The following is a 21,946-nucleotide window of genomic DNA, read 5'->3' on the forward strand; positions in this document are numbered from 1 at the left end:
TTTAGCCTGGAACCTTCTGAATTATCTATCTGGCATCATCCTTTTGTCGAGCTGCTCAAGTACAAGCGGCCAAGCCTGTTCATGTTGGTTTCTTGAATTCTCGTCTGGAAAACCTGCATGCGTTAAGTAAAGATGCGTGCCATTACCGCGAGGTTTAAGCTCAACAGTGAGAACTGTTTCAGCTCCCTTGGTACCGCCTTCGCCAGTAATCCAAGTCAGCTCGATCAGTCGGTTTTGCTCAAGTCTTAGAAATCTTCCGTAATGTGGATGACGCTTCCCCTCAAAATGTGTTTCGAAAAAGAAGGTCGTATTCACTTTTGCCTCCATTAATACTGATCCTCGGGCTGCAAACCAACTGTCAAACTGCTTCGTCCACGCCTGATACAGAACATTCGGAGAACACTCCATTTTTCGTTCCACCATTAGATTAAATGGTCTTTGTGAAAGATCTGGCCAAGAAATAGATTGTACCATTTAATTTTCAATCCCTTCAACCAAACAGAGTTTTAATTATCTATTCATTATTATATCCATAAAGGTGTAGGTTTGGCTGTGCCGCTAGATGATCACCAACATCATCTCTAAAAATAAAAAAAGGAACTGTGCATTAGTACCACAGTTCCGCAAATCTTTTGTTTTCAAATAAATTGACGATACCCCTCATCGTCGACTTCGTCGGCTGATTTTACCTGAACCGCTACGTGTTTTGGGCTTACTATAAGATTTACGCGGCGAATCAAATATGCTGGAACCGCCGCTGCCGCTCCGGTCACGTGAAATCGAGCCTCTGCTCGGTGAACTGCTGGACCCTCTGTCGAACAAACTTCCGCTTGACCCAACGCTAGAATCCGAGTTCTTTCCTCTACGGGTAACCGAACCTTTCCGCTCCACCGTAATCGGCGGAATCGCCTTTTTCTCCTGCACCGTAGGAGCACGATATTGGCCCTGAGAAGGTCGGTATACATCTCTGCTGGAGTAGCCCCGATAGGAGCCTGAACCACGCAATGAATCAAACAGAGCATCCAGCACAGTTGCGGTTAAGTATCCTTTTAGAAAGCTTGAACTGTAATTTTGTTCGACATACTTTTTACTGTCAATTTCAATGAGTGTATCTTCCTTCTTAGCTGGATCTTGCTGCAAATGGTACCACTCATCGCTATATACCAGAAACATCCGCTCATTGCTCTGCGGTGACATTTGTTCCGGTGTACGCTGCTCTTTCAATTCCTCCGCTACTTCCGGGACTGTCTTGCCAGCTGCCCGGTATACATACGAGGTCGAGTTTCCGCTGCCACTAACCGATTCCAGCGGATACGTATCTTTTACACTTGGCGCGCCGCAGCCGCTTAACACGGATACGAACAAACTCAGCGCCACAATGACCTTTAATGCATACTGCCAGGTGCGTTTGCTCATGTGTAACCCTCTCCTAGCTTGCCCGAATAACCTTGACGTCTCCGGTAATCACTTCTTCTCCTTCATAAAGCATAAAGCGACCGTCCTGCCACTCTACCCGCAACAGATGGTAATCATCAGACTGGTACTGCCACACATGCTGCTCTCCACCCTGTCGGAAAGGAGCACGGCCCATGACGGTAACATGCCCAGAATACTGCTCCTCCAAATGATACGTTGTATCATCCAGCTCTAAAATGGTCGGCACTTCCTCGGGGTTGTCAAGTCTGCCGTCGATGGCCTGATATAGTCCGAATTGCAGTGTTTCCCGTTCCTCAATATGAAGATAACTGACTTGATTACCATCCTGAAGCGTCAAAACAACGGCATTCCGGGCACGATTATGTACACGACCTACCACTTCATAGGTGACAAGCGACACTTCACAGATATCACCTGGATTTAAGTGAAGCATGCTTTTCTCTGCTTTCGGCGGCTCCGGCTTAGCAAATAGATTTGAAATTCGTTTCCACACACCCATGGTTATATTCCTGCCTTTCTTAGCCTAGAAGCATGCTGTAATGATCAAGGCGCCAACCAGATGCAGCGCTCCTGAAAACAGACCGAAACCAATTTTACCTTCCTGTGTACCTTTATCCAGATCAAACTGAGCCCAGTACCGCAACAGCAGACGTACAATAACTTCCAAAACAAGCAGGATGACAAAGGCGATCACAGAATACACAAGCGCTTCGAGCAAATTATTAGCTGTAGCGATAGAGCCTGACAAGATATAGCCTTGTGCAACTAACTTCATAATCATTCGTACCGTTACGGCCATATTTCCAGCCTTCACTTCGGCAAAATCCTTATACTTCGTAAATAAAGAGTCGACATACATTAATGCGAAGATCAAAATAGCCCCCGCACCAGTCCATACAAGCATTGCTTTCATCGTTTCTAAAAAATGCATTTCATACCATCCTCCACATCTTCTTGACCTTCATATAATGTTTTACGCCTCCAGGCAGGGAAAAGCGAAGGAGAAAACGTTTCTCCTTCGCTTCCTGAGCAATCACACTTGGCGGCACTGCTAAAATGTTCTTATTTATTTTCGTATTGCTTCAACAAAGCGGCAAGCTCATCGTCCACGGCGCTTTTCTTATCCAGCTCTTTGAACTCCTCATCCAACGATTTTTCCTTAGAAGACATTTCGTTGCTCGCTTCGGCACGTGCTTCTGCTTGCAGCATTTTTTCTTCCATACGCTTCAATCCAGCAGTTGCCGTATCAGAGCTAAAACCGTTCATAGCTTTGTTAATTTCAGTTTGCGCTTTAGCTGCATTATAACGGGCAACCAGTGTCTCGCGCTTGTTTTTCATTTCTGTCAGCTGTCTGCGCATTTCATCCAGCTTGCCACGCAGATTATCGGCTGCAGCTTTGTTCTGTTCGTAACCAGCTTTGAACTCATTCATTTTTTGTTCAGCAGATTTCTTTTCTTCCAGCGCGCGACGAGCCAGATCTACATTTTGTGCTTTTGCAGCGGTATGTGCCTGTTCTTCGCGTTTCTTTACCAAAGCAGCCTGTTCTTCGTATTGCTGTTTGAATCTCTTTTCAATAGCAATTTGAGCGGCTACCGCTTTCTCTGCATCTTCCAGGTCCTCTTGCATATCACGAATGTATTGATCCGTCATTTTAATTGGATCTTCTGCCTTGTCAATAATGGCGTTAATGTTGGACATCGTAAGATCTCTTAATCGTTTGAAAATAGACATGTGAAGTTCCTCCTAGAGTTGAATGCTTAAATTTTAAGCTCTGTACACATGTTTACGCAAGCTTTGCAAAGAGGGTTTCAAAAATATCTAAAAGCCGCGCAAGTAAGGCTCTGGGATATCGGCCTGTACTTTTAGCTCCCGCGATGCATGCAACGCCCAATAGGGATCACGCAGCATGGCACGGCCTATTGCTACCAGATCAGCTTCTTTCTGCTGAACAACCCGACGAGCGTCCTCGTAATCATCCAGTAAGCCAACAGCAATTACAGGTACATTCAGCTTTTCACGGATGGTATGAGCCAAATCCACCTGATAGCCGGCACGCGCAGACGGGCCTCCGCCAGAACCAATCGGACCCTCACCACCAGAAGAGATATGGAAAATGTCCACACCCGCATCACGATATCGTTCCCCTACGCCTGTTATGTATTCCACATTATATCCATCTTCGACGTATTCTTTGGCAGATATCCGCATAAGCACAGGCATATCAGCAGGAAGAACCTCTTTAACAGCATGTATGACCTCAACACCGAACAATGACAAATCCTGCCCATATTCATCTTCTCTGGCATTTGTTAAAGGGGAATGAAATTGATGGATCAGATAGCCGTGAGCACCATGTATCTCGACCGTGTCAAAACCTGCTTCCACCGCACGGCGCGCGCCTTCTTTGTATGCCTGAACCAGTTCCCTGACTTCAGCTGTCTTTAAGGCGTGCGGCTCTTTAAAGCGTTCGCTAAAAGGAATGGAGGACGGACCCACAGGTTGCTCAGCATCTTCAGCCTTGCGTCCAGCGTGGCCTAGTTGAATGCCAATTTTGGCACCATACTTGTGGACTTCCTCTACAATCTTACGATATGCAGGAATATGTTCGTCACTCCAAATACCCAAATCACGATCTGTAATACGTCCATCTGGATGGACCGCTGTCATTTCCACAATAATAAGTCCAGTGCCTCCTACTGCCCGGCTCACATAATGGACATGATGCCAATCCGTTGGATTTCCGTCCTTGGCCTCCACACTGTATTGGCACATCGGGGGCATAACAATCCGATTTTTTAAAGAAAGCCCCTTTAATTGATAAGGAGTAAACAAGTCGGTCACTTTTATCCATCCTTCCTTCAATTCCATGTCTGTATAATTATGAATTGCATCCCCATTATACACCAGCTGTCGCGGTATACCGAATTCGTTGTAAGGCTAAAACTTGCGAAAATGCTCCTGTTTTCGGTCATGTTTAAGAGAATATGTACGATTAGCTCCATCATCTTCATTGATAATCGTTTCATCGTGGACTTCTTTCCAGTCGTTTATGAGCCGAACTTGGTAACCAGCATATTTTTAATAGGACAGGTACATAATAGTCGAGAGCACCACTAGGTACCACTGCACGGAAAGGGGGGATACATATGCCGTACAGGGGAGTGTTGCCATGCTTGGCACTGTTACTAGCATTTTCAAGTTTACCCGTTCACGCGGATGCGCCTCCCAACATCGGAACGCCCCATCCCAAGGAAGCAGCTGTTGCTTCTTCTGTACAACAGAGCACAGATCGAGCAACTCCTACATTAGCAATGCTGCGAAAAAAACATGCGGACATTTTTAAAATGTGCGGCCCACACACCCGCCAAATTGCCCTAACCTTTGATGATGTGCCCGATTCTAGGTATACGCCGCAGGTTTTGGACGTATTACACGCCAATGGCATCAAAGCCACCTTTTTTATCGTCGGTCACCGTGCGGAAAAGCATCCGGGGATCATACGCCGTATTATCCGTGAAGGCCATGCTATAGGAAACCATTCCTATACTCATCCGGATTTTAGGAAGGCCACACCAGAACGCTTTCGCAACCAGATTACAAAAACAGAACGTATTTTACAAGCCAGCGCAGGTTTTCGCCCTAAGTTGATTCGTCCACCCTACGGTGAAATCACGGAGCCACAAATCCAATGGGCACGTCGTCATGGCTACATGATTGTCAATTGGAATGTAGACTCTCTCGACTGGAAGGGACTAAGTAAAACACAAATTCAGCGCAATGTGATCCCAGCTACCGGGCCTGGCTCTATTATTTTAATGCACGCAGGTGGAGGTCAAAGTTCCAACTTGCAAGGCACTGTCCAAGCTCTGCCGGGTCTAATTCACACTTTAAAAGCTAAGGGCTACAAATTTGTGACAGTCCCCCGGCTACTCCACACATCGGAACGGAAATAACCATATGTTTAGGATTGAGCTGCAAGCTAAAGAAACGTAAAAAGGCTGTCTTACCAGCAGAAGTTTTCTGCTCGTCAAGACAGCCTTTTTTACGGATAGGACCTGATAAGAGTCTGACCTAGTTATATATGGTAGGATACAGGCATTAAGTTTACATAATATATATTATGTTTAATTAAACCGTATATACGTACAATGCTATTTATCAATAACGTATAGCTTCACATTTTGAAATCCAAAGTCGTTCACAAATGATTTGTTGCCAGGAATAAAGATATCAATCCGTTTTCCTGTAATGGCGCTGCCCTGATCGCGAGCGACAGCTACAAAAGAATGATCCGGCAAACCTGGGTGGGAATAGCCTGTAACCAGTACTTTCGTGCCCATCGGAATGACGTTCGGGTCTACCGCAATTGTACCTAGTTTAAGCGGATTGCCGTAGTAGTCCACTGCTCCCCATTTACCATTCTCATCAGCTGCAGCAGAATACGCAGAAGCCTTAACGTCAACTATTTTGCTATAGTTAAATGTTTTGCCCCACGCTTCAATCGTTGGCCCCTCATTCACTGGTGCTTTCTCCGTAAGAAGCTGCGGCTTTGAATCCGAAGCTGCCTTCACACTTTTTTCACCAGGTACCTTTATTTGCAGACCTGCATATATATTGTTGGAGGCAATGTTTGGGTTCGCCTTCGTCAGCTCGTCCACTGATACTCCATAACGTTGAGCAAGCAAAAAGAAGGTATCGCCATCTTTGGCAGTATGAAGCGAAGCAGCATCCGCTACTCCAGCTGTCTGTGCCAGCCCTGCAATGGCTGCGGCAAGCACCGCAAATTTCATGGTTTTTCCAATATGTTTTAGATGTTTCAAAGATATGTACCTCCTCTGTTATGCCTGCGAAGTTAGCTGTCGGATTCGGACTCAGGAGAAGCCCTATGCTTGTGCAATTCACCCCTAGGCATATTCCATATCGTCTTATGACGTATCGGAAAGACTGCCGTTGTTACGTCCCCCGCACTTCCCATAGTTTGGGCCCAGCATTCAGCGTTTGTCATAACCGCATGCTGTCCCGGTAAGTTTTGGCTTACTGCATAATATCACAATTTTGTAACCTTATCCGCATGAAAATGTTGGGAACCTTGAACATCATACTATACTCGTTACAATTTTGTCACCAAGAAATCGATATTTGTTACGAAAATATGGGGAAATGGTGACAAAAAAAGAAAAAGTCCTCCGTCAAACGGAGGGCTTTTTTATAGCTCGTATCAGCACTTTCTTACAATACTTTGGCAAGAAAATCACGGGTGCGATCATGGCTTGGAGTGCCAAATACCTGCTCTGGTGTACCTTGTTCCACAATTTGACCGTTATCCATAAAGATGATTCGATCGCCTACCTCGCGGGCAAAGCCCATTTCATGCGTCACGATTACCATGGTCATGCCGCCTTCGGCGAGCTTCTTCATTACATCCAGAACCTCTCCAACCATTTCAGGGTCCAATGCAGAAGTCGGCTCATCGAACAGCATTACGTGCGGCTGCATGGCCAAAGCACGCGCAATCGCAATACGTTGCTTCTGACCACCGGATAGCTGGTTCGGATAGGTATTCTTCTTATCCTCAAGCCCTACGGTACGCAGGAGTTCAAGCGCAATTTTTTCCGCTTCCTTCCCTGACTGTCTTCTAACTTGCGTTGGTGCAAGCGTCAGGTTCTGCAACACTGTTTTATGCGGGAACAGATTAAAATGCTGGAACACCATCCCCATCTTCTCCCGGGTTACATTAATATTATGACCACGAGCTGTAATCGGCTCGCCCTCAAACAAAATCTCCCCGTCCGTAGGCTGTTCTAGCAGATTCATACAACGCAAAAACGTACTCTTCCCCGAACCGCTGGGACCGATGATGACGACGACCTCACCTTTGGCGATATCTATATCAATGCCTTTTAAAATCTCATTCTTGCCGAACGATTTACGCAGTTGTTTAACGGTGATCACTGGCTCTCAACTTCCTTTCCCATAAACCCAGCAGCTTAGACAAGCTGAATGTCATTACAAAATAAATAGCGGCTGCGATTACGAACGGACTTAATCCTTCGTAGGTAATGTTCTTAATGACCTGGGCCTGATACATAATATCCACCATCCCAATGGTCGAAATAATGGATGATTCTTTAATGATCGTAATAAACTCATTACCGATAGCAGGCAAAATAGATTTAAACGCTTGCGGCAAAATGACATGACGCATAGCTTTGCCCCGTCCCATACCCAACGAACGGGCAGCCTCCATCTGTCCACGGTCTACTGCCTGGATACCTGCACGAAAAATTTCAGCCAGATATGCCGAGCTATTCAGAGACAATGTGATTATACCAGACTGGAGTGGAGTAAAATTGACACCCAGCGTCAAAGCAACTCCGTAGTGAATAATCATGAGTTGCACCAGCATAGGTGTGCCACGCAGTATCTCTACATAAGTGGTACCTAACCACTCAATGATCCTTACTCCACTCATACGTAGCAAGGATATGATCAGACCAATGATGAATCCGAACAGTACTCCGAGCGCAGACAGCAACAAGGTGTAGCCGATACCCGTAGCGTATAAACTACGGTATTTCCAAAAAATATCTACAATGTTATTAGAAGAAACCTGACGATCCGCAGAAAGTGCACTCGCTTCCGTGGAAAACTTCTCAATCGACCCGTCTGCTTTCAGGCGAGCCAACGTTTTATTTACAGAAGCAAGCAATTCTGCATTCCCTTTACGGATACCTACAGCTGTTTCTGCTCCCGCATCCTCAGGCACAGCCTTGGCAAGGGTTACGGTACCGTCTAACGTGTATCCTTTAGCAACCGTATCTTCGATCACGACAGCGTTCACACGCTGGGTCCGCAGCTGGAGTACCAGGTCAGATATTTTGTCCAGTGAAGTTACAGAGGCATTGGGCACTTTTTGAGCAATCTCTTCCTGAATACTTCCCTTTTGTGCGCCGATCTTCTCGCCTTTCAAAGCATCCATCGTCGGATATTTGTCTTTATCCTCTGGGCGTACCATGATGACTTGCTTGGAGCGATAGTATACATCCGAGAAATCAATACTCTTTCTGCGTTCATCCGTTGGTGTCATACCGGACAGTACCAAGTCTACACGACCACTTTGCAGAGCAGGCAGCAAAGAGTCAAAACTCATGTCCTCAGGGACCATCTCCGCATCCAAATCTTTGGCGATTTCCTTGGCGATATCCACATCGAACCCAACAATGGTATCCTTACCGTTAATGACTTTATGAAACTCATACGGCGGAAAGTCGGCACTCATGCCCACTACAAGTTTTTTCTGTGGCTTTGCTTCCGTTCCGTATGCATTGAGCATGGGAAGACCAGTCAACAGCAAGATAACCGCCGTCAAAACCAGGGCGGTAAAACGATATGCCTTTTTCAATCTTTTTTTCTCTCCTTAAATTCTTTATAATAAATAAGATTGTGTCATTATAAATGAATATGCATGATTATGCAATGAATGTTATAGTACATTTTCAGCATACCTAACGCAGTACCTACATTACAGCTTATATAAAGGAGTTTTCAGCATGGATTTTAAACAGACCATTCAAAAGATAATTGAGCAGCATGCCCCACGGTTTAAAGACATTTCGTTATATATTGGTTCAAATCCTGAACTTGGAAACGAGGAATTTCTGGCTGCTGCCCGTTTAAAAGAAGAACTAGTTTTTCACGGTTTTGAGGTCCAGACACCCGTATTAGGCATAGAAACAGCCTTTATTGCAACTTACAAAGCTGCAAAACCCGGGCCAGTTGTCGCTTTTCTGGCAGAATATGACGCTCTGAAAGGCCTAGGACACGCCTGTGGGCACCATCTGATATGTATGATGAGTACTGGTGCTGCCGTCGGCCTCAAGTCGATCATCGACGAAACTGGCGGAGAAGTACGGGTATATGGCACACCTGCCGAAGAAACACGCGGTGCAAAGGTCCCGATGGCCGCTGCCGGGTTGTTTGATGATTGCGACATTGCACTTATGACGCATCCTTATGACCGTTACGAAAAATCAGGCAAATCGCTGGCGATTGATGCTGTACAATTCGAATTTTTTGGTCAATCTGCTCACGCGGCTGCCAGCCCGCACGAAGGCATTAACGCGCTGGACGCTGTGATTCAAACGTTCAATGGCATCAATGCGTTCCGTCAACAAGTAAAAAGTACAGTGCGTATCCATGGGATCATTAACCAGGGTGGGCAAGCAGCCAATATTATTCCTGATTACGCCTCAGCCCAATTTTATGTGAGAGCCGCTACACGTCAAGAACTGAACCCGCTGACTCGCCGTGTTATTCAAATTGCTGAAGGAGCTGCTTTACAGGCCGGGTGTCGGTTGGAGACCTCCAATTATGAGACTTCTTATGATGAAATGGTCACGAATCGTGTACTTTCCGATGCGTTTACCGCAAATTTGGTGCAGGCTGGCATTTCACAAGAAGATATAACGGAAGGCGAAGATCACGGCTCCATGGACATCGGAAATGTATCGCTTCATTGCCCTGCTATCCATCCTTATATTCAAGTTATTGACGAGAAGCATGCCTTGCATACACCAGAATTCCGTGATTTGGCGATGCAGGACCGGGCCATGGAAGGAATGCTGCTGGCTGCGAAAACTTTAGCATGGACTGCTTGCGATGTAATCAAGAATCCTGAACTGCTAGCCGAGATAAAAAAAGAATTCGCTCTGTTGAATAACGAAAGTTAAATCTAAATTCCGTGTTCTTTCAGAAAGGAGCAGCCAGCCATCATGGATAGTATGAGCAGCTTTTGGACGTTGTTTATTGTGGGGGTCCTCATCATTTTTTGGTTTATATTCCGTGCAATACGCAGGAACCGGGGAAACAGAAAGACACGGCGCCGGAATGCTTTTTTCCTCAGCTCCCCATCCCCTTCGTCCCTTGCGCAGGAACGTCATCCAGAGATTACGGAGCTGATGCAACTACTAGAGCAATCCATTCCCGCCTCCTATGCTCATAGCGTAAGGAGGCGTGTAATGGAAGCCCACCCTGAGCTGACGGAGCAAGAATATGATTGGCGCTGGCATGAGCTAAAACGATATTTTATGCTATGCGCGATTATGAATCGAGTGCCTATGTTCAGTAGTGATGTGGATGAATTATGGCACGAAATGTTGATGTTTACCCGCGAATATCAGCAATTCTCGGAAGCTTTTTTTGGTCGTATGCTTCACCATGCGCCCCATTCCGGCGGCTCTCAGCCGATGCCTGAGGAACGGGCGTGGTTTGACTGGTTGTATGTGGAATGCTTTGGCTGGAACCGCTATAGCGCCAGTTTGTGGGGAACCTTTTTTAATCATCCATTACCGAACGACGAGCTTTCGCGCTATTACAAACTCACAACTTCCGCGCAGCCAGCAGGTGACCGCTGGAATACGCAGGAGAATATAGCTATTTCACAGCAGGCCCAACAAGCGGTTCATAAGATTGTACAACATCTGCGCGAGCGGGTGAATAAAGCGGTGGATGATCCTGAGGGTAAGCAATTGCCTAAGGTCAACTATTTACAGGTCGACTATTTGTTATTAGCTGTTGTGTGGTATTCATGGTATCAACCTGAGCAATTTGCCATACACATGCACCCGGATGCTACAGGTAATGCCGTATTAGCTAGCTCATCCGGCTGTAGCTCGGCAAGCGGCTGTTCAAACTGGGACACACATCACTCGCACCATCATTCCTCCCATGACAGTTCTCATCATGGAGGCTCTTCTCATCATGATTCAGGCGATTCTGGTAGCCATTCTTCGTGTAGCAGTGGCTCTTCATGTGGAAGCAGCTGTGGTGGTGGGGGCGACTGATCATAGCAAAAAAGGGAATTCCTCAGCCAGAAAACTTGGCTAAAGGGATTCCCTTTTTCATTAACATGACTGTGGTGTTCCTACTCTGTTCAGTCCGTTTTTGTTAGCAAATGGTAAATATCCATATACGCTTCGGCTGAAACATCCCAACTATATTCTCCTGCAAAAGCCGTCTGTGTAAGCTTCGACCAATGCTCAGATTGGCGATAAAAATGAACAGCACGACGAATGGTGTTCAACATATCATGTGCATTGTAGTTTTTGAAACTAAATCCGTTTCCTTCACCTGTGGATTCATTGAAAGCCTGCACAGTATCATTAAGGCCCCCTGTTTCTCGTACAATAGGGATACTTCCATAACGAAGCGCCAGCAGCTGGCTGATCCCGCAAGGTTCGAACCTTGATGGCATAAGATACATATCGCTTGCCGCATATATTTTTCGTGACAGAGGTTCGCTAAAAGCGAGCTGCGCCGACATTTTCAGTGGATAGCGTCCCGCTGCCTCACGGAACCAATGCTCAAAAGCCGGATCCCCTGTTCCCAGCACGACAAACTGGATATCATCATAATACAAGATTTCGTCAAGCACTCTCGTTACCAGATCTAGCCCCTTCATATCTACAAGCCGGGTTACCATGGCAATCATAGGTACGTCTGGCCGCACCGGCAGACCCAGTTCCTTCTGCAGGCCAATTTTGTTTTCCTTTTTCTTTGTCAGACTCGTGCGGTACTTCGTATAAATACGATTGTCCGTGGCAGGATTGTAGCTTTTGGTGTCAATTCCGTTCACAATCCCCGTTAAGCGACCCTGATTTCCCAATTTACGAAGCAGACCCTCCAGCCCATATCCGTAAAATTCCGTTTGAATCTCCTCTGCATAGGTTGGACTCACGGTCGTGACATGATCCGAGTACGTAAGCCCACCTTTCATAAAATTCAGTCTGCCATGATACTCCACACCCTCGGGGGTGAAATAGCTCCCATCCAGGTTGAGCAGCTCAGTTAAGACCTCATACGGAAAATCCCCCTGATACAGCAGATTATGTATCGTAAACACCGTGCGAATATCACTGTAGAAGGGCAAATGTCGATAATCGGCATTCAGAAGCAGCGGAACCATCGCCGTATGCCAATCATGACAATGCAAAATATCCGGCCGAAAGTTCAGTTCAGGCAGCACTTCTAAAATCGCCCGGTTAAAAAAGGAAAAACGTTCGCCATCATCCATATAACCGTAAATACCGTCACGACCGAAGTAATACTCATTGTCTATAAAATAAACCTTGATTCCGTCTAATGTCAGTTCCTCTATTCCACAATATTGATTACGCCAGCCTACGGCTACTTGCTTCACCGCTACCGGCCGCAGAGAATTTTTATAAGTATCGGGAATCCCCGCATATTTAGGTAAAATGATTCGGACGTCGCACCCCGCCTGACGAAGTGCCTTCGGCAGTGCGCCAATGACATCAGCCAACCCGCCTGTTTTAATAAATGGATGTGCTTCTGCTGCCGCAAACAAAATATTCATATGTGCTTCCTCCCTATGTGCTTAATCTGCTTTTTTAGGCCTCCGAGGCGCTTTCTTGAGTATAACGATGCTCAGGGGTGGTATGGTCACCTCTAAGCTGTGAAGCTGTCCGTGGCAAGGGATGGGGGCGGTCCGTATTATTCCCGTATTCAGCTGGTCCCTTCCCCCAAAGTCCTTATGATCACTGTTCAGCAGTTCGATATAACTCCCGGCCTTTTCCAGCCCAATTCGGTAGTTCTCTCTGGGCACAGGCTGAAAGTTAATAAGCACAACTAGTGTATCTCCTGACTTTTTACTTTTACGCAAATACGTAATTACGCTCTGCCCACGGTCCTCCGCCTCAATCCACTGATATCCATCCCACGAATGATCCAGTTCCCATAACGCCTTTTCTTGAATATACAAATGATTCAGCGCTTTCGTAAAAGCGTGCAGCGAACGGTGACTGTCATAATCCAGCAGAAACCAGTCAAGCTGCTCCTCATCCTTCCATTCGATGAATTGGCCGAATTCCCCTCCCATAAATAAGAGCTTTTTGCCCGGTGAGGTGATTTGGTAACCGAGAAGCGCTCGAAGCCCGGCAAATTTTTGCTCATAGCTACCTGGCATTTTATCAAGCAGCGACTTCTTACCATGAACAACCTCATCGTGCGACAACGGCAGTGTAAAATTCTCGCTGTACGCATAAGCTATGGGGAATGTCAGCAAATTATGGCGCTCCGGCCTCTGATCGAAATCCGTTTCGATATAATCAAGCGTATCGTTCATCCAGCCCATATTCCATTTGTAATTAAAACCGAGTCCTCCATCGCTTACCGGAGAAGTCACCATCGGCCAGGCACTGGACTCCTCTGCCATCATCAGAGCATACGGATAATAGCGGAATACTGTTTCATTCAGTTGTTGAAGGAAGGCAATAGCCTCCTCATTTTCAATGCCTCCTTTAGAGTTAAAACGATATTGACCGTCCTGCTTTTCAAAATCCAGCCGTAGCATACTCGTCACAGCATCTACGCGCAGGCCGTCAATATGGTATACATCCATCCAGAATAGCGCATTAGATATCAGGAAAGAACGCACCTCGGGCTTGCTGTAATCAAACGTCAGTGTTCCCCAGCCGGGCTTTTCGGCAATCAGCGGATCCGCGTATTCGAACAAGGGCGATCCGTCAAACAGCCTTAATCCATGAGCATCTTTTGCAAAATGGGCTGGGACCCAATCCATCAGCACTCCAATTCCCGCCTGATGGCAACGATCCACCAAATACATAAAATCATGCGGTTCTCCATACCGGCTTGTGAGTGCAAAATATCCGGTGAGCTGGTAGCCCCAGGAAAGATCATACGGATGTTCACTCAGCGGCATCAGCTCAATATGTGTATACCCCATATCGGTCACATAAGGCACAAGAAGCTCAGCTATTTCCCTGTATGTATAAAACGTACCATCTTCTTTTTGCTTCCAAGTGCCCAGATGAAGCTCGTATATGTGCAGAGGCTTTCCATAAGGTGCTCTACGTTTTCGGCGCCAAATCGCATCGTTCCAAGCATAACCATCTATAGAAGCTACCACAGAAGCCGTTGCCGGTCTCACTTCAGCACGTACCGCGTAAGGGTCTGCTTTCAGAAATCGTTCACCATTTGCACCCGTAATGTCGTATTTGTAAAAAGTTCCTTGGGATATCCCCGGAAAAAAACGACTCCAAAAACCGGATTTGGGAACCCTATATAAGGAATCCTGTTCCCCATTCCAGTTGTTGCGATCTGTAGCAAGCCCGACATGGAGAGCATGAGGAGCCCAGACCGTAAAGCGGACGCCCTGTTCTCCGTTCTCCACAGTAAGGTGGGAACCCAAAGATCGGTAGCTGTGATAAAGCGTTCCTTCATGAAACAAATAAATATCTTCCGATGAAATAGCCTGTTGCGGAAGAGTTTGGTCTGTCATCACGTCACCACCCTTATATGTTTTGTAAGTAAAAATGTATGAATCGGTAATGCATTCGCTTTTGGGTCAAAGCTGACCTGAGTTATTACCCCATTCTAGCCACAATGAACAGAAAAATGACTAGGAAAAAAATAAACCTTAGTTTTGGGGGAATCTTATATACCTTATGGTTTCAAGAGTACCCCATACCGTTTATGTATGTACTACACTGACAACTAAACCGGGAGGGAAACGAAATGTTTAATAAAGAATGCATTGCCATGCTGCTGGCAGGCGGAGAGGGACGCCGTCTTGCTCCCCTTACTTCAACGATTGCAAAACCCGCCGTACCTTTTGGCGGTCATTACCGGATCATCGATTTTCCTCTCAGTAACTGCGTAAATTCAGACATTGATACTGTAGGTGTACTGACGCAATATGAGGCAGAATCCTTGCACGAACATATCGGGGATGGAACACCATGGGGTCTTACAAAAACAGATGACAAAGGAATTACCCTGCTTCCATCTTATAACACAGGTAACGCTGAATACTTAGGAACGGCAGATGCTATTCATAAGAATATCGAATATATTGACAGCCAAAATCCGGAGCATGTGCTTATTTTATCCGGTGATCATATTTACTATATGAATTATCGTGAAATGCTAAACCACCATAAGGAAAAAGGAGCTGCGGCTACCATTTCTGTCATGGAGGTACCTTGGGATGAAGCACACCGTTTTGGTGTTATGAGTGCCGATGAAGATCTGCGTGTCACAGAATTTGCAGAGAAACCGGAGAAACCGGAAAGTAATTTGGCCTCTATGGGGATTTACCTTTTCAAATGGGATTACTTGAGAAATTACCTGTTAGAAGACGCACAGGATGCTCAATCCAGTCATGATTTTGGTAAAGATATCATACCTAAAATGTTAGCGGACCAAGAATCCTTGTACGTTTATGAATTCCAGGGCTATTGGAAGGACGTAGGTACCGTTAAAAGCCTATGGGATTCACACATGGATTTGTTACAGGATGATTGTGCTATCGACCTTCAACGCAAGGACTGGCCGATGTATACACGTGAACGCCGCACAAGGTTGAGCGCACAAAAGGTGCCTAACCGTCAAACGCAGCCATTGGGCAGCTTGTTGCATGATTCCTGCCAAGTAGAGGGCCGAATAGAACGCTCCGTTGTATTTAGTGGTGTCGAGGTAGGTAAAGGATCAGCCATCAAAGAAAGTATCGTTATGCCTGACACCCGTATTGGACGTAACGTCCATATTGAACATGCGATTATCGGTGAAGGTGCTGTGATTCGCGATGGTGCTGTCATTAAAGGTAATCCGGGCGAAATTATGGTTATCGGACCCAATGAAGTGGTATTTGGTAAAATGGCGGTACGACCGCAAACTACGCGTATGCTGAAAGAAGCTTACGAGCGCAATACACGCTTGCGTGCCGAAGGTTTTACTTCATAACGTTACCCCCAAATTAAAAACAGCCAGCCCTCCCGATTTGAGAGGACTGGCTGTTTTTCTAGTTTAATCTATACAATGGGCCTTTTAAATCAACCCTTCAGTAAGTTGTGATGGTTCCACGGATTGCTCTGCTTGCAGAGCAGGTAATGAAACCGTAATGGTAGTTCCAGCCCCCAGTTCACTTCTGATGAGCATCTGACCATGATGGCGCTCGATAAACTGTTGCGAGATTGCCAATCCCAGTCCAGTACCACCGTTTTGGTGGTCTACCTGGAAAAAGCGGTCTCTGACTCTGGCAAGATTTTCAGCACTAATTCCAATCCCTGTATCTTGTACGGATATCTCGATATTGCCATCGATCCGTTGTAGAGACAGGAAAATAATTGAGCTTTCATGCGAGAACTTGATAGCATTGTCCACAATGTTCAAAAACACCTGTTTTAGACGGTTACCGTCTCCATGGACGAGATATGCCGTTTCCTCCGAATCCAGCTGAAGTTTTATCTGCTTCATTTCTGCTTTGGCCCATACGTTCAGCATAATTTCCTGCAAAAGCTCCCGTAGATCCACCGTTCCCATCACAAGCTTCATGGCATTTTGCTCCAGCTTGGAAAAATCAAGGATTTCCTCCACTAAGCCAATCAGTCGATCCGTCTCTTTAGAAATAATCTTCATCCCTATTTTCGTCTCTTCCGGGTCATAACCGCCAGAATTTAACGTTTCACTCCAACCCTTAATAGATGTAAGCGGAGTACGCAATTCATGAGATATGGATGAAATAAAATCATCCTTGATTTGATTTGTTCTGACAATTTCCTGTGCCATATAGTTCAGAGTCGAAGCCAGTTCACCCAACTCATAGCGATAATCGCCTTCAATGCGTGCATCAAACCTCCCCTGAGCCATCTGAGCAGATACATCGCGGATATTATTAATTGGTCTAACAATGGAATTCGCGAGCCCTGTACTGACCACAAATACAATAACCAGTACAGCTGCCATGATGCCAAGAGAAAACAGCGTAATCGTAAACAGCTTATCATTTACCAATTCCAGCGAAGTCGTATACCGAATAACATACACCTGGTCTCCGACGATATTGTCCAGTTTTTGAGATACCGCCATCACTTGCTGCCCCGTACTCGGTTGCTTTCCGATCCATTTGCCCGTATCTCCAGCTAATGCTTGTGTCACATCACTTGTTTGCACACTTAGATCTGCTGCAAAATTCGTCGAGTTATCAATTACATTTCCCTGTTCATCAAGCAACTGCAGTTCAGTGAAGGGCAGAGAAAATGTATTTAACAAATACGATTGCAAAGACTGTTCCGGCTCTTTGAATTTGGGTGCAAATTCACTTACCGATTCGATACGGCTTTCGATATGTTTGTAAATGGAGTCGTAATAGTACGACCGGAGTGCAAACATAAAAATGACTTCTACTAACAGAAGCGCCAAGAACACTACGAAAAAATAGTGAAGCACAATCTGTCGGCGAATCCCCTTTTTGATCATTGAGACTGACCTTTCCATTTATATCCATGTCCCCACACTGTTTGTAAAAAAGCAGGCTCGGAAGGATTGTTTTCAATTTTCTGCCGCAGACGTCGGATATTCACATCTACAATTTTCGGATCGCCCATATACTCCTTGCCCCATACGTGATCAAGTAGAACATCTCGGCTGAGCGGCGTGTTTTCTTTTTCCAAAAAAAATTGAATCAGAGAAAACTCAGTCGGTGTCAGCTCGATCAGCTGCCCGTTCTTCTTAAATTGCTTAGCAATCAAATCTAGCGTGAACGGTCCAGACTGGAAGGACACTTTGGCTGCTGTTTCACGATGTACATTCACCCGACGCAATAACGATTGAATACGTGCAATTAGCTCCGTCGGGCTAAAAGGCTTGCTCACATGATCATCGGCCCCTACAGACAAGGCATACACCTTATCCTGCTCCTGTACCTTCGCTGTGAGAAAAATAATGCCGATGCGCTCATTCGTTTCCCGGATTCTCCGGCAGACTTCAAAACCATCCATACCGGGTACCATTACGTCAAGCAGTGCAATATCAATATCCCGCACCGTGTTCAAAATATTCAGAGCCTCATGCCCTTCCGACGCCTCCAGCACCTCAAAACCGTTACGTTTCAAGTTAATGACGATAAAACTGCGAATGGATTCCTCGTCTTCCATGATTAAAACTTTACTCACTCTACTCTACCTGCCTTTCCCCCATCTTGTTTTTAATGGTTTTACGCGGTTCCAGCTCACTGGATCGCTTAATGCCAATGACCTGCGCATTCGTTCGCCACAGTTGGCTATACCCTTCGTTGTTTCGCTCCCATTGTGACAACGAGAAAAATTTAATTTCCGCTATCGTTTTGTCTGTATCATCCAAAATGAAGCGCAAATAGCTGTCCTTCCTCGAAACTTTCGGATCAATCGTCACCTTGCCATGCAGCTCTTTCGGTAATCTGAAGTAGACCTGTTCATTAGAATCACGATACTGCTGCTGCTTAAAAATCGTCCCTTTCGCCCCGTCCCACTGATAGAACGACACAAAATATGGAACCTCATCCAGCGGCTTGTTACTCCAACCTTTTGGCTTCTCCAAATTACCAAATTCCAGAATACCGTCACCATCCACATCACCACTGGCGATGGTCGCATCCTTGAAGGTGACATCCATAAGATTAAGCTTCCTGAGCTTGCCGTGATCCATCACAATGACATTGGAAACGGTAGTGGTCTGGGCAATTTTGGTGTCTATAACAATCCCCTGCCTACCCTCGGCTACCTTGCCAGCAACGACATTATAGACACCTAAGACCTGACTGTCCAAATCCAACGATCCGATTTCCTTAAAGGTTCCCCCACTGAATTGAAACGTTTTAACTGTAAAGAATTCATTACGTCGCAGCGTGATAATCGTCAGATCATTCAAATTATCCCCGTTCAAGTCCATCTTGTTATGGTTAAAATCATCTACAACGAAATCCGTATAGCCTGTAGCATATATTTTCTCCAGAGTTCCTCCGGTATAGGAATACACGATGAGTCCCTTCTGATCCCCGCCATCGCCACTATCTCCACTGGAAAAACCCGCTACAATATCGAGTGTTCCATCATTCGTTAAATCCACGAGCTTAAATGACTCCAGCACAGTGCCTTCCCCATCAAACGTTAGCTTCTTTACCCACGTTCCGCCCTGATCTTCAAACAAGGCACCATGTATTTTTACGCTCTCATCTGGCGTTTCATAAAAGAGCACTGCTTCGTCTGTGCCATCATTATTCAGATCACCCGTCCGAATTGGCGTCGGGTCATCTGGGTCATTCGGCCTTAAAGGCTGTACCGCCCCTAGTTGCGTATTCACTGCACCATTCAACTGCTGTTTCTCGTCAGACATCGTCGGTGTCTCCATCAGCGAAATGGGATCGCTAATAACATTACAGCCGCTTAAAAATCCAGCAAGGAGCAGCAAGGAACAGCAGCCAGCCACCATTCTCAACAGGATTATTTTCACTTCTCTTGCCGTCCCCTTCACAATTTGTTCTTTTCTGCTTGTGTCAATCGTCTTCCCTGAATATCAAACACCAATTCACCATCATTCAACCCCCATATACGGGAAGCAAAGCGTTCAGCCATTTCCAGCGGCAATACAGTAATGATCGTCACCCGCTCGTCAGAACACAGCTTGCGAAAGGTCTCCAATACATGCGCTGCCGAAGCTGGATCAAGTCCATTTACAGGCTCATCAGCTAAAATAACTTTAGCTCCGTGCACGAGAGCACGCGCAGTCGCTACCCGCTGCCGCTCGCCACCGCTGAGCCTGTCGCATTTATCATGCGCCTTATCCAGCAAACCCAGATCCTCCAGTACGTCCATCGCTCCCATGTAATCGTCGGAACGCACCATACCGGTCACCATTCTCCACATTGGAGTTTGACCGGATCTGCCAATGAGCACATTTTTAAGAGCGGTTCGATTCATATTTAGATGCGGGTTTTGCTCCAGGTATGCCCATTCCCGCTTTATTTTCATCTTGCCCGTCCACCCGGATTTCAGCACATCATTGCCACCTACAATTAAATTGCCTTCATCCCATGGCTCTAGTAAAGCAAGACAGCGAAGCAGCGTCGTTTTGCCGCTTCCACTTGGCCCTACTATGGCAATGAATTCGCCCTGATGAATTTCAGCATCAATTCCTCGAAGTAGCTGGGTCCGTTCAGGCCCCACTTGCTTGGTCAGCTTCCGAATTTTAATCATCTAAGTGATTCCCCTTTGCGCGCCATCAATACTGTTTATATTTTATAGTAAATGTGAAACAAATACCATGCAAACCGCAGTTTTAAACCGCCGGTACTCTTTTTCTGGAAAACAGACCTAACAATCCGAAAACAACGTAACTACCTCCAAGGACAAGAAACATGCTGCCTTGAGTTCCAAAGTCCAGCAACCCTCCGCTAATATTAGGTCCGATCACACTTCCCAGATTAAAATGAAAGGATGCCAGTACATTCGCGGCTGCTAAAAATGATTTGGGCAGCAGATCAGCGGCATAGGCCAAACCGAGGGAGAAAAAGGAGCCTACCAAACCACCTGCTAGAGTCAGCAATATCAAAGTGAACATAAAATGATTGCCGCTCCATGGTAGCAGCATAAAGGTCAGTCCCCCTGCTATACCTACGCTCATTAGCACCTTTTTACGTCCCCAACGGTCACTCAATATACCTAGCGGCAGCTGCAGCACTAACCCTCCCAAACTGACGAACGGCAGCAAGGCGGCGATTTCATCGGTATGAAAGCCAATACGTAGGCCATAGACTGGAAAGTTACTGTTCAGGCTCGCTTCCATATAGCCGTATAAAAATGCAGGCAAAAGAGCGTACCATGCCCAGCTGTAACTGCGACGAAATCTTTGAGTGGGACGTGCCTCGGACTCCAGCTTCTCCGGTCTGGAGTCCGGCAGCTTATTTAACACCAACAGCAAGACAAGCAAGCACAATAAGGCCAATGCAGCGAATGGAACCAGCATTCCATAATCGAGTAGCCATAATCCCAATGGTCCTAATGCAAAACCCAGACCGTATGACATACCATAAAAGGAAATGTTGCGGCCTCGCTTCTCTGCTGGAGTCACCAGCAATATCCATAGCTGCGCAGAGTAGTGCAGTGCACTGTCACCAATACCTACTAGCAGACGCAGTACGAACCATACCCGAATATCAGGGATTAGCGGAAACAGCAGCAGCGTAATGAGCACTAGCACAAGCCCTCCGGCCATCAGCTTTTTGAACCCCAACAAGCCCAATGTCCGTTCTGCCACCAACGTCATTGCGAATGAACCAATATACAGGGCAGCCGCATTCATTCCGTTTAGTGAAGATGAAACTCCCATTTGTTCCAACGAGATAGACAGAATAGGTAATAATAAACCTTGGCATAATCCGGCAACAATAATAACAGCAATTAAAATAAAATAATGAACCCGTAACGACGACGACATCCTAGCTCCTCCTGATCGAACAAATAAAATAATTAAAATCAATGTTACGAAATGATTTGCATTTGATTCCATAATCAATAATAATTCTTATCACTATGTATTCCATGCCGTCCTGCAAAACCGGCAAATCACATACAAATTCAGGTGTAATTAGTGTATTAAAGAATAGAAGAAAAAAATCGCCATCTGAGATGACGATTTTACGGAAAGAGCTTGTCTG

The 21,946-nt window shown here is 45.9% G+C and carries 20 protein-coding genes and 1 riboswitch; of the genes, 4 read left to right on the top strand and 16 right to left on the bottom strand.

The window, feature by feature from the left end; all coding sequences use genetic code 11:
• Window positions 1-21 precede the first annotated feature (21 nt).
• From KAI36_RS14195 to KAI36_RS14220, 6 genes are all read right to left on the bottom strand, one after another.
• The gene (locus KAI36_RS14195; protein WP_220025212.1) at window positions 22-474 is read right to left on the bottom strand and encodes an SRPBCC family protein; all 453 of its coding nucleotides are present in this window, start codon (window positions 472-474) and stop codon (window positions 22-24) included.
• A 186-nt stretch (window positions 475-660) separates the two neighbouring features.
• Window positions 661-1,416, bottom strand: coding sequence for a DUF4247 domain-containing protein (locus KAI36_RS14200; RefSeq protein WP_025722664.1), 756 nt, complete (start codon window positions 1,414-1,416; stop codon window positions 661-663).
• Between the two features lie 13 nt (window positions 1,417-1,429).
• The gene (locus KAI36_RS14205) at window positions 1,430-1,936 is read right to left on the bottom strand and encodes a DUF4178 domain-containing protein (protein ID WP_007432513.1); all 507 of its coding nucleotides are present in this window, start codon (window positions 1,934-1,936) and stop codon (window positions 1,430-1,432) included.
• A 24-nt stretch (window positions 1,937-1,960) separates the two neighbouring features.
• Window positions 1,961-2,368, bottom strand: coding sequence for a DUF350 domain-containing protein (locus KAI36_RS14210; RefSeq protein ID WP_013310484.1), 408 nt, complete (start codon window positions 2,366-2,368; stop codon window positions 1,961-1,963).
• Window positions 2,369-2,499: 131 nt separating this feature from the next.
• Window positions 2,500-3,168: a PspA/IM30 family protein gene (locus KAI36_RS14215; protein ID WP_013310486.1), complete on the bottom strand. Its 669-nt coding sequence runs from the start codon at window positions 3,166-3,168 to the stop codon at window positions 2,500-2,502.
• An 87-nt stretch (window positions 3,169-3,255) separates the two neighbouring features.
• The gene (locus KAI36_RS14220; protein WP_023988950.1) at window positions 3,256-4,278 is read right to left on the bottom strand and encodes an NADH:flavin oxidoreductase/NADH oxidase; all 1,023 of its coding nucleotides are present in this window, start codon (window positions 4,276-4,278) and stop codon (window positions 3,256-3,258) included.
• Between the two features lie 305 nt (window positions 4,279-4,583).
• On the opposite strand from KAI36_RS14220, the gene KAI36_RS14225 reads away from it, so the two are divergent.
• Window positions 4,584-5,390 (top strand): polysaccharide deacetylase family protein, encoded by an 807-nt coding sequence (locus KAI36_RS14225; protein WP_220025213.1) that lies wholly within the window; start codon window positions 4,584-4,586, stop codon window positions 5,388-5,390.
• Window positions 5,391-5,588: 198 nt separating this feature from the next.
• On the opposite strand, the gene KAI36_RS14230 is transcribed toward KAI36_RS14225, so the two are convergent.
• The 3 genes from KAI36_RS14230 to KAI36_RS14240 all read right to left on the bottom strand — a co-directional run bounded on the left by KAI36_RS14230 (window position 5,589) and on the right by KAI36_RS14240 (window position 8,839).
• Window positions 5,589-6,257 carry a 3D domain-containing protein gene (locus KAI36_RS14230; RefSeq protein ID WP_220025214.1) on the bottom strand — a complete coding sequence of 223 codons (669 nt, stop codon included), beginning with the start codon at window positions 6,255-6,257 and terminating at the stop codon, window positions 5,589-5,591.
• A gap of 6 nt (window positions 6,258-6,263) precedes the next feature.
• A riboswitch (cyclic di-AMP (ydaO/yuaA leader) is annotated at window positions 6,264-6,432 on the bottom strand.
• A 234-nt stretch (window positions 6,433-6,666) separates the two neighbouring features.
• A complete protein-coding gene (locus tag KAI36_RS14235) occupies window positions 6,667-7,389 on the bottom strand; it encodes an amino acid ABC transporter ATP-binding protein (RefSeq protein ID WP_013310491.1) in 723 nt (240 codons plus the stop codon).
• Window positions 7,376-8,839 (bottom strand): ABC transporter substrate-binding protein/permease, encoded by a 1,464-nt coding sequence (locus KAI36_RS14240; protein WP_023988953.1) that lies wholly within the window; start codon window positions 8,837-8,839, stop codon window positions 7,376-7,378. Before KAI36_RS14240 ends, KAI36_RS14235 begins: the two co-directional genes overlap by 14 nt.
• A gap of 148 nt (window positions 8,840-8,987) precedes the next feature.
• On the opposite strand from KAI36_RS14240, the gene KAI36_RS14245 reads away from it, so the two are divergent.
• Window positions 8,988-10,166: a M20 family metallopeptidase gene (locus KAI36_RS14245; protein WP_220025215.1), complete on the top strand. Its 1,179-nt coding sequence runs from the start codon at window positions 8,988-8,990 to the stop codon at window positions 10,164-10,166.
• Between the two features lie 42 nt (window positions 10,167-10,208).
• Entirely contained in the window at window positions 10,209-11,279 is a 1,071-nt protein-coding gene (locus KAI36_RS14250) for a glycine-rich domain-containing protein (protein WP_220025216.1), read from the top strand.
• Window positions 11,280-11,368: 89 nt separating this feature from the next.
• Here KAI36_RS14250 and glgA read toward each other — a convergent pair whose 3' ends face one another.
• Both glgA and glgB read right to left on the bottom strand, forming a co-directional pair.
• Complete coding sequence (glgA, locus tag KAI36_RS14255) at window positions 11,369-12,811, bottom strand: glycogen synthase GlgA (protein ID WP_220025217.1); 1,443 nt, start codon at window positions 12,809-12,811, stop codon at window positions 11,369-11,371.
• 21 nt (window positions 12,812-12,832) lie between these two features.
• The gene (gene glgB / locus KAI36_RS14260; protein ID WP_220025218.1) at window positions 12,833-14,755 is read right to left on the bottom strand and encodes a 1,4-alpha-glucan branching protein GlgB; all 1,923 of its coding nucleotides are present in this window, start codon (window positions 14,753-14,755) and stop codon (window positions 12,833-12,835) included.
• A gap of 236 nt (window positions 14,756-14,991) precedes the next feature.
• On the opposite strand from glgB, the gene KAI36_RS14265 reads away from it, so the two are divergent.
• Complete coding sequence (locus KAI36_RS14265; protein ID WP_025722655.1) at window positions 14,992-16,218, top strand: glucose-1-phosphate adenylyltransferase; 1,227 nt, start codon at window positions 14,992-14,994, stop codon at window positions 16,216-16,218.
• An 84-nt stretch (window positions 16,219-16,302) separates the two neighbouring features.
• On the opposite strand, the gene KAI36_RS14270 is transcribed toward KAI36_RS14265, so the two are convergent.
• From KAI36_RS14270 to KAI36_RS14290, 5 genes are all read right to left on the bottom strand, one after another.
• The gene (locus KAI36_RS14270) at window positions 16,303-17,733 is read right to left on the bottom strand and encodes a sensor histidine kinase (RefSeq protein ID WP_071641091.1); all 1,431 of its coding nucleotides are present in this window, start codon (window positions 17,731-17,733) and stop codon (window positions 16,303-16,305) included.
• Window positions 17,730-18,428: a response regulator transcription factor gene (locus KAI36_RS14275; protein ID WP_007432526.1), complete on the bottom strand. Its 699-nt coding sequence runs from the start codon at window positions 18,426-18,428 to the stop codon at window positions 17,730-17,732. Before KAI36_RS14275 ends, KAI36_RS14270 begins: the two co-directional genes overlap by 4 nt.
• Before the next feature lies 1 nt (window position 18,429).
• Window positions 18,430-19,764 carry a hypothetical protein gene (locus tag KAI36_RS14280; protein WP_220025219.1) on the bottom strand — a complete coding sequence of 445 codons (1,335 nt, stop codon included), beginning with the start codon at window positions 19,762-19,764 and terminating at the stop codon, window positions 18,430-18,432.
• Window positions 19,761-20,486 (bottom strand): phosphonate ABC transporter ATP-binding protein, encoded by a 726-nt coding sequence (locus KAI36_RS14285; RefSeq protein ID WP_220025220.1) that lies wholly within the window; start codon window positions 20,484-20,486, stop codon window positions 19,761-19,763. Before KAI36_RS14285 ends, KAI36_RS14280 begins: the two co-directional genes overlap by 4 nt.
• Before the next feature lie 82 nt (window positions 20,487-20,568).
• Window positions 20,569-21,726 carry an MFS transporter gene (locus KAI36_RS14290; RefSeq protein WP_220025221.1) on the bottom strand — a complete coding sequence of 386 codons (1,158 nt, stop codon included), beginning with the start codon at window positions 21,724-21,726 and terminating at the stop codon, window positions 20,569-20,571.
• Window positions 21,727-21,946: the final 220 nt, after the last annotated feature.

This window comes from Paenibacillus sp. S02 (genome assembly GCF_019454065.1).
Taxonomy (GTDB): domain Bacteria; phylum Bacillota; class Bacilli; order Paenibacillales; family Paenibacillaceae; genus Paenibacillus; species Paenibacillus polymyxa_B.

Excerpts from the sequence above, each read along its gene's own strand:
- KAI36_RS14195 (WP_220025212.1), bottom strand. The coding sequence starts at position 474 with ATGGTACAATCTATTTCTTGGCCAGATCTTTCACAAAGACCATTTAAT.
- KAI36_RS14200 (WP_025722664.1), bottom strand. The coding sequence starts at position 1,416 with ATGAGCAAACGCACCTGGCAGTATGCATTAAAGGTCATTGTGGCGCTG.
- KAI36_RS14205 (WP_007432513.1), bottom strand. The coding sequence starts at position 1,936 with ATGGGTGTGTGGAAACGAATTTCAAATCTATTTGCTAAGCCGGAGCCG.
- KAI36_RS14210 (WP_013310484.1), bottom strand. The coding sequence starts at position 2,368 with ATGCATTTTTTAGAAACGATGAAAGCAATGCTTGTATGGACTGGTGCG.
- KAI36_RS14215 (WP_013310486.1), bottom strand. The coding sequence starts at position 3,168 with ATGTCTATTTTCAAACGATTAAGAGATCTTACGATGTCCAACATTAAC.
- KAI36_RS14225 (WP_220025213.1), top strand. The coding sequence starts at position 4,584 with ATGCCGTACAGGGGAGTGTTGCCATGCTTGGCACTGTTACTAGCATTT.
- KAI36_RS14245 (WP_220025215.1), top strand. The coding sequence starts at position 8,988 with ATGGATTTTAAACAGACCATTCAAAAGATAATTGAGCAGCATGCCCCA.
- KAI36_RS14250 (WP_220025216.1), top strand. The coding sequence starts at position 10,209 with ATGGATAGTATGAGCAGCTTTTGGACGTTGTTTATTGTGGGGGTCCTC.
- glgA (WP_220025217.1), bottom strand. The coding sequence starts at position 12,811 with ATGAATATTTTGTTTGCGGCAGCAGAAGCACATCCATTTATTAAAACA.
- glgB (WP_220025218.1), bottom strand. The coding sequence starts at position 14,755 with ATGACAGACCAAACTCTTCCGCAACAGGCTATTTCATCGGAAGATATT.
- KAI36_RS14265 (WP_025722655.1), top strand. The coding sequence starts at position 14,992 with ATGTTTAATAAAGAATGCATTGCCATGCTGCTGGCAGGCGGAGAGGGA.
- KAI36_RS14270 (WP_071641091.1), bottom strand. The coding sequence starts at position 17,733 with ATGATCAAAAAGGGGATTCGCCGACAGATTGTGCTTCACTATTTTTTC.
- KAI36_RS14285 (WP_220025220.1), bottom strand. The coding sequence starts at position 20,486 with ATGATTAAAATTCGGAAGCTGACCAAGCAAGTGGGGCCTGAACGGACC.
- KAI36_RS14290 (WP_220025221.1), bottom strand. The coding sequence starts at position 21,726 with ATGTCGTCGTCGTTACGGGTTCATTATTTTATTTTAATTGCTGTTATT.